The sequence below is a fragment of the Alteribacter lacisalsi genome (assembly GCF_003226345.1).
In the GTDB taxonomy this organism is placed as follows: domain Bacteria; phylum Bacillota; class Bacilli; order Bacillales; family Salisediminibacteriaceae; genus Alteribacter; species Alteribacter lacisalsi.
In genome coordinates, this window is sequence record NZ_PDOF01000001.1 from 923,141 (window position 1) to 934,648 (window position 11,508).

At 47.0% G+C, this 11,508-nt stretch carries 12 protein-coding genes; 9 read left to right on the top strand and 3 right to left on the bottom strand.

Annotated elements, in window-relative coordinates; translation table 11 throughout:
* Positions 1 to 4: 4 nt before the first annotated feature.
* Genes CR205_RS04565 through lpdA form a run of 6 tightly spaced genes read left to right on the top strand, consistent with a single transcriptional unit; the run spans position 5 to position 6,381 of the window.
* Positions 5 to 403 (top strand): thioesterase family protein, encoded by a 399-nt coding sequence (locus tag CR205_RS04565; protein ID WP_110517387.1) that lies wholly within the window; start codon positions 5 to 7, stop codon positions 401 to 403.
* A gap of 46 nt (positions 404 to 449) precedes the next feature.
* Positions 450 to 1,556 carry a Leu/Phe/Val dehydrogenase gene (locus CR205_RS04570; protein WP_110517389.1) on the top strand — a complete coding sequence of 369 codons (1,107 nt, stop codon included), beginning with the start codon at positions 450 to 452 and terminating at the stop codon, positions 1,554 to 1,556.
* A gap of 58 nt (positions 1,557 to 1,614) precedes the next feature.
* Positions 1,615 to 2,679 (top strand): pyruvate dehydrogenase (acetyl-transferring) E1 component subunit alpha, encoded by a 1,065-nt coding sequence (pdhA, locus tag CR205_RS04575; protein ID WP_110517391.1) that lies wholly within the window; start codon positions 1,615 to 1,617, stop codon positions 2,677 to 2,679.
* The gene (locus CR205_RS04580; RefSeq protein ID WP_110517393.1) at positions 2,676 to 3,677 is read left to right on the top strand and encodes an alpha-ketoacid dehydrogenase subunit beta; all 1,002 of its coding nucleotides are present in this window, start codon (positions 2,676 to 2,678) and stop codon (positions 3,675 to 3,677) included. The genes pdhA and CR205_RS04580 overlap by 4 nt, the downstream gene beginning before the upstream one ends.
* Positions 3,678 to 3,690: 13 nt before the next feature.
* On the top strand, positions 3,691 to 4,953 hold the full coding sequence (locus CR205_RS04585) for a dihydrolipoamide acetyltransferase family protein (protein WP_110517395.1): 1,263 nt from the start codon (positions 3,691 to 3,693) through the stop codon (positions 4,951 to 4,953).
* Complete coding sequence (lpdA, locus tag CR205_RS04590) at positions 4,954 to 6,381, top strand: dihydrolipoyl dehydrogenase (protein ID WP_110517397.1); 1,428 nt, start codon at positions 4,954 to 4,956, stop codon at positions 6,379 to 6,381. It abuts the gene before it with no gap.
* 67 nt (positions 6,382 to 6,448) lie between these two features.
* Here the strand turns inward: lpdA and CR205_RS04595 are convergent, their stop codons facing one another.
* Together CR205_RS04595 and CR205_RS04600 are read right to left on the bottom strand one after the other, a co-directional pair.
* On the bottom strand, positions 6,449 to 7,114 hold the full coding sequence (locus CR205_RS04595; protein ID WP_110517399.1) for a hypothetical protein: 666 nt from the start codon (positions 7,112 to 7,114) through the stop codon (positions 6,449 to 6,451).
* Between the two features lie 346 nt (positions 7,115 to 7,460).
* Positions 7,461 to 8,366 (bottom strand): manganese catalase family protein, encoded by a 906-nt coding sequence (locus CR205_RS04600; protein ID WP_110517401.1) that lies wholly within the window; start codon positions 8,364 to 8,366, stop codon positions 7,461 to 7,463.
* A 258-nt stretch (positions 8,367 to 8,624) separates the two neighbouring features.
* On the opposite strand from CR205_RS04600, the gene CR205_RS04605 reads away from it, so the two are divergent.
* Positions 8,625 to 9,056, top strand: coding sequence for a LysM peptidoglycan-binding domain-containing protein (locus CR205_RS04605; protein ID WP_161524673.1), 432 nt, complete (start codon positions 8,625 to 8,627; stop codon positions 9,054 to 9,056).
* 150 nt (positions 9,057 to 9,206) lie between these two features.
* Here the strand turns inward: CR205_RS04605 and CR205_RS04610 are convergent, their stop codons facing one another.
* On the bottom strand, positions 9,207 to 9,686 hold the full coding sequence (locus tag CR205_RS04610) for a peptidyl-prolyl cis-trans isomerase (protein ID WP_110517405.1): 480 nt from the start codon (positions 9,684 to 9,686) through the stop codon (positions 9,207 to 9,209).
* 115 nt (positions 9,687 to 9,801) lie between these two features.
* Between CR205_RS04610 and glsA the strand changes: the two genes are divergently transcribed.
* Both glsA and CR205_RS04620 read left to right on the top strand, forming a co-directional pair.
* On the top strand, positions 9,802 to 10,731 hold the full coding sequence (gene glsA, locus CR205_RS04615; protein ID WP_110517407.1) for a glutaminase A: 930 nt from the start codon (positions 9,802 to 9,804) through the stop codon (positions 10,729 to 10,731).
* Between the two features lie 106 nt (positions 10,732 to 10,837).
* Positions 10,838 to 11,128 carry a YlaN family protein gene (locus CR205_RS04620; RefSeq protein ID WP_110517409.1) on the top strand — a complete coding sequence of 97 codons (291 nt, stop codon included), beginning with the start codon at positions 10,838 to 10,840 and terminating at the stop codon, positions 11,126 to 11,128.
* Positions 11,129 to 11,508: the final 380 nt, after the last annotated feature.

Here is an 11,508-nt window from a genome sequence, read left to right on the forward strand (position 1 = left end):
TGAGATGAAGACCGGAATGGAGCTTGGTCGGAAAGCAGCAATCGATATCCATGTAACCGAAGATATGTATGCTCAATTTGAAGGGAAGGTTGTCCACCCTGCATATTCCACTGTTTCGATGGTCTATCACATGGAGTGGTGCGCCAGACAGATTATTCTTCCATACATAGAAGATCACGAAGAAGGCATTGGTGCGGATGTAAAGGTAAGGCACATCAGCCCGGTTCCTGCGGGAGAGAATCTCGTTGCAGAAGCGACTCTGACCGAACTGAAAGCAAATAAAATAGTGTGCGAACTTGAAGTTACCCATCACGGGACCCTTGTAGGAAAAGGGGAAGTTACGCAGTTTATCCTGCCGAGAGACGAGGTTGCATCCAGAATCGAGCAAGCCAGAACTAAATAAAAATGAAAGCGTTTACGTTTTATGCTGATCTGAGAGGAGAATACCGATGCTGTCTTTCGAACGAATAAGCGACCATGAACAAGTGGTTTTCTGCAATGATGATGACACAGGTCTTAAAGCCATTATCGCCATTCACAATACAACGCTCGGCCCGGCTCTCGGGGGATGCCGGATGAGGCCCTACCTGAGTGTGGACGAAGCATTGGAAGACGTACTAAGGCTCTCAAAAGGGATGACCTATAAGTGTGCCGCAGCGGACGTGGATTTCGGCGGAGGAAAGGCCGTGATTATCGGAAACCAGGAGACCGACCGTTCTCCGGAGTTGTTCCGCGCCTTCGGCCAGTTTGTTGAATCTCTGAACGGCCGCTTTTATACGGGGACGGATATGGGAACCACCCCTGATGACTTTGTTCACGCAAGAAAGGAAACCAACTGCATCGTCGGCGTGCCGGAAGCCTATGGCGGAAGCGGAGACTCATCTGTCCCTACCTCCCTTGGAGTCATCTACGGCTTAAAAGCGACTTCAAAAATGCTTTACGGAACTGCTTCCCTGTCAGGGAAGCGCTATGCTGTTCAGGGGCTTGGCAAAGTCGGTTTTAAAGTAGCCGAAACGCTTCTCTCTGAAGGAGCAGAGCTTTTTGTAACGGATATAAATCAGCTGGCGCTCACCAGGATTAGTGCCAGGGCAGAAGAATTAGGCGGAAAGGTTCACATTGTAAACGGGCCCGATATTTACAGCGCAGAAGCTGACATCTTTATTCCCTGTGCCCTTGGCGGGATTATCAATGACGAAACGATTAATAAGTTCAGGTTCGAGGCTGTGGTAGGCTCAGCAAATAACCAGCTTCTCGAACCCCGCCATGCAGATATGCTGAAAGAGCGGGGCATTCTCTACGGTCCTGATTATATCGTGAACAGCGGCGGCCTTATTCAGGTGGCAGATGAGCTTTACGGACCCAATAAAGAACGTGTGCTGAGGGGCACAAAGGCGATTTACGAGACGCTCACCGAAATTTACCTCAAGAGCGATATTCAAAATATATCTACCGAAGCTGCCGCAAGCGCGTTCTGCGAAGAGCGAATTGAGAGCAGGAAAAAACGAAACAGCTTTTTCTCTCATAAAAAACGCCTGAAATGGCAGGTGCGCTGCTAATTTTATTCCGCGCTTACACGGAATGAGCATGAAACATCTTTTAACTGGAGGGATTACTATGGAAAATCAGTTTCCGATCAGACAAATTCTGGATGGAGAAGGAAACATCACGGACAACAGCGATGAGTTAACAGAAGATCTCGTAAAAGAAATGTACCGGCGGATGCTTCGGGCCCGCACACTTGATAGGAAAAGCGTCAATCTGCAGCGTCAGGGGAGAATCGGAACCTACGCTCCATTTGAAGGCCAGGAGGCCGCACAAATAGGCAGCGCCAGTGCAATGGAAGACGGGGACTGGATGTTTCCCACATATCGGGATCATGCGGCCACATTGACGTTCGGTCACTCAGTAACAACCATTATGCTTTACTGGAAAGGCCGGGTTGAAGGCTGCGTGCCGCCGGAAGGAAAGAATATTTTCCCTCCAGCTGTTCCGATTGCCACACAGCTTCCCCATGCAACTGGGGCGGCAATGGCAGAAAAGCGGAAAGGATCCGACCGGGTGTCCATTGCCTACTTTGGAGACGGAGCCACAAGTGAAGGAGATTTTCACGAAGGCCTCAACTTTGCGAGTGTGTTTAAAGCACCGGTCGTATTTTTTAATCAGAATAACGGCTATGCAATCAGTGTACCAGTTGAAAAGCAGATGAACTCCAAAACCATCGCCCAGAAAGCTGTGTCTTATGATATCGAAGGGATCCGTGTAGACGGCAATGACGTACTGGCTGTTTATTTTGAAACGAAGAAGGCGGTTGAAAAGGCCCGCCGGGGTGAGGGGCCTACGCTTATAGAAGCTGTAACGTGGCGGTATGGCGCCCATACAACAGCTGACGATCCGACTAAATACCGTGATCAGCAGCTTAGTGAAGAAAAGAGAAATCAGATTGACCCGCTTCTTCGTCTGGAGCGGTATATGGAGAAAAACGGTTTCTGGGATGAAGAGTGGAAAAACGAGGTTATGAACGTCTGCGACAGAGAAATTGAACAGGCAGTCGAGGAAATGGAAGCGTACCCTGATGCTGATATAAACGATATGTTCGGCCATGTATTCAAGGAGCCTGTCTGGACAATTGAAAAGCAGCGGGACGAATATCTATCTTTTAAACGGGGTGAAACCGTATGAAGACGATGACAGAAATTAAAACAAACAAGCTGACACTCGTTCAGGCAGTCACGGATGGTCTGCGTACGATGCTGAGAGAGCACGAAGAAGTTCTTGTGCTCGGTGAGGATGTGGGGCAGAACGGAGGTGTTTTCCGGGCTACCGACGGACTGGCGGCAGAATTCGGCGAGGCCCGCGTCATGGATACACCACTGGCAGAAGCGGGGATTGTCGGAACGTCAATCGGCCTTGCGATCAACGGATTTCGTCCGGTTGCTGAAATGCAGTTTCTTGGATTTGTTTATCCTGCGTATGAACAAATTATGACGCATGCCTCCCGGATTCGGAGCAGAACGCTCAGCCGGTACAGTGTACCTATGGTCATCCGTGCGCCTTACGGGGGCGGTATCCGCGCCCCTGAAATTCACTCTGACAGCTGTGAATCCCTCTTTACGCACATGCCTGGAATGAAGGTTGTTGTCCCTTCAAATCCCTATGATGCCAAGGGCCTTCTGATCGCGGCTATTGAAGACCCTGATCCGGTTCTCTTTATGGAGCCGATGCGCAGCTACCGGGCATTTAAAGCAGACGTACCGGAAGAAAAGTATACGGTAGAACTCGGAAAAGGCGCGAAGCTGACCGAAGGAGAGGACGTCACTGTCATTGCCTGGGGGAACATGGTCTCCACCGCACAGAAGGCAGTGGATCAGCTTAAAGATGATAATATCTCCTGTGAACTGCTCGACCTGCGCACTCTTTATCCGCTTGATAAGGACCTGATTGCGGAGTCTGTTAAGAAAACCGGCAGGGCAGTTATCGTCCACGAAGCACCTGAAACAGGCGGAGTGGGTAACGATGTTCTTTCTGTTATCAATAACGAAGCATTTTTATACCTTAGATCACCAGTGCAGAAAGTGGCCGGTTTTGACACACCGTTTCCATTTTTCTCTCTGGAGGAGGAATATCTGCCTACACCGGAACGGATTACGCACGCAATTAAAAAAGCAGTTACGTTTTAGGAGGGAATAGACTATGGTTGAAGTCAAGCTTCATGACGTAGGAGAAGGGATGACAGAAGGGGAGATTACACAGTACCTTGTCAGTGTAGGCGACAGTGTGAAAGTCGATCAGCCTCTTGTGGAGGTGCAGACCGATAAAGTCTCTGCCGAACTTCCATCCCCGGTTGCCGGAACTGTTAAGGCTATAAAGGCGGAGGTTGGAGAAGTGGTAACTGTTGGTACAACCGTTATCGTTCTTGAAAAAGCAGGCAGCAGGGAAGAGCAGCAGTCCGGTGCCGGAAAACGGGCGCAGGTCAAGTCGGACATGCGGAAGGAACAGACCAGCTTTAAGATGCGGATCGAGAAGAGCCGGCCGGCTGAAGGGACAGGACGTGTGCTTGCAACCCCCTATACACGCCGAATCGCCCTTGAAAACAACATTGATATCGAGCAGGTTAAAGGAACAGGACCCGCAGGCAGAGTAACAGACGAGGATGTTTATGCCTATCGTGATCAGAAGGATTCGTCTGTACCAGAGGAGCCTGAACAGCGTGAAAAGGAACAGCAGGTGACCGGTCATCTGCCGGCAGTATATGAAACTCCCGAAAGCAATATGATCCCGTACAGAGGCCGCCGGAAGCAGATTGGCAAGAAGATGAGTCACTCTCTTAAAACGATTCCGCATGTTACACATTTTGATGAGGTTGATCTGACTAATCTGATCCGGTTAAGGGATGAGCTCAAGGAAGAGACGGGCAGTGCACCTGGCGCGGCTGCATTTTTCATTAAAGCGCTTGCCATTGCCCTGAAAGATTATCCTGTCTTTAATGCTGTTCTTCATGAGGAAAAAGAACAGATAGAACTGAAGAAAGAGTATAATATCGGACTGGCGGCAGACACGGAAGATGGACTGATCGTCCCTGTAGTTCATCATACTGAACGTCTGTCAATTGCAGAGATCCACACGGAAATCAAGCGCGTACTGAACCTGGCTAAAGAAAACAATCTTACAAAAAAAGAACTGAGTGGGGGAACCTTTACGGTAAGCAATGTAGGTCCACTCGGGAGCATCGGAGCAACACCTGTAATCAATGAGCCTGAAACAGCGCTCATCGCCTTTCATAAAACGAAGAAAATGCCGGTTGTCAGAAACGATGAAATTGTCATTCGTTCAATGATGAACCTGTCAATGAGCTTTGATCACCGTGTGGCCGATGGAGCTGCAGCAGTGGCGTTTACGAACCGCTTTGCACAGCTCATTGAAAACCCTGCAAAAATGATGCTGGAGATGGTATAGATGGTAGTAGGTGAACTCGTACAGGAACGGGATCTGATCGTTATAGGAGGAGGACCGGCCGGTTATTCTGCGGCGATCCGTGCAGCCCAGGCAGGACTGGATGTGATTTTGGTTGAAAAGAAAGCACTTGGCGGTGTTTGTCTGAACGAAGGGTGTATTCCGTCCAAGGTCTTTACTCAGAGCACAGGTGCATTTGAGCAGGCAAAGAAAGCCTCGGCATATGGAGTCGAAGCTAAAGAGCTTGGTTTTAACCTTGCCAAAATGCATGAGTGGCGCAACGGGGTTGTGAGCGGTCTTAAAAAGGGGGTTGAAAGCCTCTGTGCTGCCCACAAAATAGAGGTTGTAAATGGGGAGGCATCATTTCTGTCAGAGGACCGGATCGGAGTCGAGCACGGGCACCAGTTTGACACCTACCGTTTTAAACAGGCAGTCATTGCCGTTGGAAGCAATCCTGATTTGCCGGTATGGGCAAAGTCCGATCACATTCTTGATGCTTCCGGCGTATTTGCCCTCGAGGAAGTGCCCGAACACCTGATTGTGTGCGGAAATGACTACATTGCCCTGGAGGCAGCTTTTGGCTTCCGTGCTCTCGGCTCTGTCGTGACGATTATTACAGAAGATGCTGGTTTTGGATTTGACAGCTCCATTGAAAAAGAGCTGCAGCGCATTCTTAAGAAACGTAAAATCCGGTTTGTTAAAGATGCGAGGGTGATACGAACTGAAGAACAGGACAGCATCATATCCGTATTCTATGAAACTCCGAAAGGTAAACTCGAAAGCGAGGGCTCACATGTGTATGTGAGTGCACCCCGCCGGCCGCTGACCTCGGAACTCGGTCTCAGCCGTGCCGGGGTAAATGTTGAGGAATCCGGCCACATTACAGTGGACAGCCGATGCAGAACAAATGTACCGACGATATTTGCTGCGGGGGACATTACTCAGGGGCCGGCCCTTGCAGTTAAAGCACTCAAACAGGGGAAGACAGCAGCGGACAATGCCGCTGGTATACCTGCCGAGTTTAATCTCACATTTATTCCACGCGTTGTACATTCGGATCCTCCAGTTGCAAGTGTTGGACTAACGGAGGATGAGGCAAAAGAACAGGGGTACAGTGTGAAGGTGAGTGAAACAGCTGCCGCAGGAAACGGATTTGCGAGTCTTTCCGGACAAAAGGAAGGAAAGACGAAAATCGTTTCAGATCGTGATACGGATTTGATTCTCGGCTTCCATACGATAGGTGCCGGTGCAGTTGAGCTTATTTCAAACGGTGTAACTGCACTTGAAATGGTAGCGAGAGATGAGGATTTGTCAGCTGTATTTTATCCGCATCCAAGTCTAAATGAAAACTGGCTGGAAACTGCGGAAGGTTTGAGCGGGAAAGCGCTTCATGCTCCCCCGCAGCGCCAGACAGCCGGTTCTGTAAAATAATGATGAACAGAACTGAGTGCTCTAAAATAAACGCTCCCTGAAGCCAGTGGCCCCAGGGAGCGTTTTGTCAGTTATTATTCAAATACTGGCTGTAATCTTCCTTAATTGTATTTAGAATTGCGCCCATAATCGGGTGCTTATCTTCGTCAGCAATGGGTTCTTCTGAAGGATTAACGAAGTACCACGCATCCTCATCATCCAGGTATTCAAAATCCATTTCCTCCAATGTTTTTCCAAGATCAGCGGGGAAATCTTCTTCAGTAACTTCCCTGAAAAAATCGGTTACTGATATTTTTACATCCACATCGTCAGGGCCGGAACGAAGTTCGAACAGGTCATGAGGCTGCTGTGTAATCCACATTCCTTTCGAAAAGATTGACACGCCGGAATTTTCCATGGCAGAAATCGCATCCAGATTCACACCAAAAATCATTAGAACGGTCTCGCGAAGTTCCGGACCGAGGCCCTTGGTCCGGCCCCGTGCATCAAAATACAGATCCATCACTTTCGCTTTGGGAAGCGCCATTATCTCCTGGTCATAGCTTGGATCGTGTTTATTGCCGCCAAGACTTTTTCTAACCTGTTCCATTATGTCATCGGGATAGGTCGGGAGCGTTTTTGTTTCGGCATCATCCGCAGAGGCAAAGTGAATGGTGCCGACGTATGTAGCTGAAACAAAAATTAAAAGAATGGCACTGAATAAAATGACGAGTTTTGCTTTTTTCACGTACATAAAAAGTCCTCCTTTAATGTAGGTTTCCAAAGAAATGCAGGTTTTTAAAATTAATGATTGTATTCGGGAAGGATCTTCTTCCTTTTACAAAATTCTGTTAAACCTTTCATTTTTCATCATAAAGTTTTTTGAAAAATAACACAACTAAGGAAACGTGATTAAAGCACTATGTAATCATATTTTAAATTTCCATTTACGAAACATAGGAAGTGTGGACGAACCTTCACTGCGAAACTATTAAAAATGTCCTGACTCTTGAAAAGTCAGGACATTTCCCATCAAATATGAACTTTAAAGGACACATCTTCTCTTTCGTCAGCTGATTTTATCCCGGTTTCGGATAAAGCTACATCCCGGCCTCGTATTTAAGTCTTCTGGAAAGTTCCCTGAACTGTTCCTCATCAAATCCCGGCGCAAACTCCTCCGGCACCTGCTGGAGATCAGGTATCTCTCCGCCTTCAGGGATACCGTCCACCACTTCAAGTTCACCTGCAGGGCCAATTGGTGCAGGACCGTTCCAGATCCGGTCAAGCAACTGGTAATCATCATCGCTAAATCGGTACAATTTCAGGTGTGATCCTTCGTCTTCATATTTTTTCGCATAGTCAAATTTTGAATTATCCAGACTCGGTACAGGAAGCATTTTCATCATATTGACTCCTGTTACTTCCTCCAGTGCTTTCGCATAGGCTACTGCATGGACACTTCCCCGTACTAAGAGGTACCCTGTCAGTTCTCTTGCAGCTTCGTTATCTGTCATCTGGTAAACACGCATTTTATGTGTTCGGGCTCCGCATTCAAGATAGAAGTTATGAAGCAGATCGTCCACAAGGTTTCCGCTTGAGAAGACGTTGTCTCCGGTCCATGCTTTTCCTGCAGAATCTGCGGGAACGGAATTCTGACCGCCGAGGATAAAATTGAATTTGTTCCCCATGCCGAGTGCATCACGCAGCGGTGTATCATCAGGATTTGTGCTTCCATTGCCAATCGATCCGTCAAGGCAGACATTTATTGTATTTGCAACAAGCTCGACGTGTCCCATTTCTTCAGCAGTGATACTGGCAATCAGTTCGTAGAATGGCCGCAGCTTCTTTTTGCTCCTGAAATTAAACGACTGAAACATGTAGTTGTTCAGTGTCGACATCTCACCAAATCTCCCGCCAAGAAGCTCCTGAATGGCTCCAGCAGATTCAGGGTCGGGATGTTTAGGTCTCGGCAGATCAATTTGCAGACGGTCAACTCGTTTAAACACACAAAAACCTCCTCGAATAATGGTGAAATCACTAGTAAAAATTCCCTGCTTGTCTTTTGTTAAACGTATATATAAAAATATTGCGAAAAACAGGCCTAAAGGCTGTCCGATTTATGACCGATCTTCACCAGCTGTAAGGCAAAACTGAAAAGTATGGTGAAACCGCAGGTGCAACGCACTGTTTTACTAAAAACAGCACTAAAAACCTGTTATCCGGGTAAAGACTACTATCGGAAAAAGCTTAAGGGGGAGAAAAGAATGAACGGGTTAAAACTTGCAATTGCAGCATTTGTGGTGACGGGTTTTGTCGGGATACTTGCAGCTGGGGGACCGCTTGCCTGCGCTTGTGAGGATGTACTTAATGCAAAACCGGGAGATCTCTTTGAACCGGTTGCGGAAAAGTCGGGACTGAGTGAAATTTCAGCGATTACTGCAGCTGGAGTATGGACTGAAAGAGTGATCGACAGCCGGGAGGAGAGTCTTCTGCCGTTTGAGTCAACAGAAGCGGTGAATCACATAGAAGAAGAGGTATTTACCGGAGTGTATGCTGTGCAGGAAGGAGACACAATTTCAGATATAGCAATGAAATTTGATACAACCGTTGCAGAACTTAAAAGAAGAAATCAACTTGCCAATCATCTCATTTACCCTGGTCAGATTGTTGCTGTCCCTGGGGCAGAAACAAAGTAAACAATGAAAGTTAAAATCTGCTGATTACTGGAATAATAGAAAAAGGCTGATGCAAAAGGAGCCCCTTTGCATCAGCCTTTTTATTCATCCTGGATGGCTGCCTGTTTAAGCGCTTCTTAAACAGGTAATATTAATCTCAGAAGACGGGTTTTATATTACGACAATTTCAACTACATGAGTGACAGGTTTGTCCGCGCCGGGCATCAGCACATGAACTGGTCCGGTTTCATTAAGGGGCTTTCCTTTTTCGGAAAACTTCAAAATGGCCTGCCGGGCTTCTTCAATTGGATATTCTGCCAACTCTCCGTTCTCACCGGAGAAAACGATGGAGCGGGCGCTCTCATCAGGTGCTGCATTGTTGAGAAACGGAAGAAGTGGTATGCCGAAACTGGAGTTTTGCATTTCCTGCCGGTTTACCTTAACATCGTTTTCATTACGCACTTTCATACCCTGCTTACGATGCAGATCCCATGCTTCTCCACTGATTTGTCCGGATGGTTCCTGAGCGGCCTCCTGGCTTTCTGCATCAAGGTTCACCTTTCTTTTATCAAAAATAAACGATCCAGGGTCGAGAGTAATCTTATATCCGGTATTTCCTGAGATGATTACGATCATTTCCTGTTGACTCAACTGTATCACTCCTCATAATAATCCGGCCGGCGTAAGGTTGCCGGTCAGGTGCTTCCTAAATTATAAAAGTTTACACTTTATTTGTCACACTTTAATCAGTCAGGGAGGGATCCGGATGATCTGTAACGATAAAGATATTCTTCATGTAATGATAGAAGAGGCACGTACATATACTCAAGGCGGGGAAGTAGCAAAATATATTCCTGCTCTCGCAGAAGCGGATCCATCTGTACTCAGTTTGGCGATTTACGATGGGGGCGGCCCTTGTGCTGCGGTTGGAAACACAGATGAAACGTTTACGCTCCAAAGTATTTCCAAGGTGCTTTCGCTGGCTCTTGCGCTGATGGACCGTGGAGAGGACGAGGTATTTTCGAGAGTGGGAATGGAACCTACCGGAGATCCGTTTAATTCCATCATAAAACTTGAAACGAACCGTCCGAATAAGCCGCTGAATCCGATGATTAATGCCGGAGCACTCGCTGTCACATCTATGATCAGCGGATCTTCAACCGAGGAAAAGCTCGGTAGGCTTCTTACGTTTATTCATGAACTCACCGGCAATCCGGAAATTCGTTACGATGAGCATGTGGCCAAGTCCGAACTGAGGACAGCGGACCTGAATCGGTCACTCGCCTATTTTATGAGACAGCACAATGTCTTTGAAGATGAAGTGGAGGACCTGCTCGATCTTTATACAAAGCAGTGTGCCATTGAAGTCAGCTGTGAGGATCTTGCTAAGATCGGTTATGTCATTGCAAACGAAGGGAAGCATGTTCAGTCAAAGCGTCAGATCATTCCCCTGCATATTGCAAGAATTTTGAAGACGTTTATGGTTACCTGCGGGATGTATAATGCTTCAGGGGAATTCGCCATTCGGGTGGGCATCCCGGCAAAAAGCGGCGTGTCAGGCGGTATTATGGCGTCTATTCCACACGGGATCGGGATCGGCATTTACGGTCCAGCGCTGGACGATAAGGGAAACAGCGTTGCAGGAATGAAACTGCTTGAAGCATTATCCCACCGTTATGACCTGAGCATTTTCTAAATCCGTCTTTACAAGTAAGATTGCATTGGTTTTGTTGCAATTTTACATGTGAAAAGATAATATTAGTAAGTAGGGATAGTTTCTTTTGGAAATAGGAGGGATGACCTTGGCTACAGAGACGTTATCCGGACAGAGTGAGAAAGCATATGCCCTTCTAAAAGAAGATGCTCAGAAGATCCTCAATCTTATTGAAGTGCAGATGACCAACTTAACGATGCCCCAGTGTCCTCTTTACGAGGAAGTTCTTGATACGCAGATGTTCGGCCTCTCAAGGGAGATAGATTTTGCCATAAGGCTGAATCTGATCAGGGAAGAGGAAGGCAAGCAGCTTCTCGGACAGCTTGAACAGCAGCTGTCTGCTCTGCACGAAGCCTGTATGCGTGAAGAAGGTAAATAGTCCGGGAATTAGTATAATCAGTACAAACCAGACCTGCAGGTGACAGGTTTGGTTTTTTTGTTGTTATAAGAAATCTTCAAGTACGGTTTAAGGCAGTGTTCGTATGGATTGTGGCAACCTGTCACATTATCTATGGAGCGGAAAGCGGTAGGATAATGTTCAGGTGCTTATTACGAATTGGTTACTGCTTAGGGGTTACTAATTTTATTTTTAATATGTCTCTTAGTCAGAAAACCTCTATTCAGCGTAGACTCGCAAAACTGAAGAAAGGGTATACTCATTTTATTTTTTAATAATAATGAAGGATTTTGACGAAGGATGTATAAATAAATAGAGTAGCCCGGTTTCTTATATAGTATGTCACATTCAGTGTGACCGGC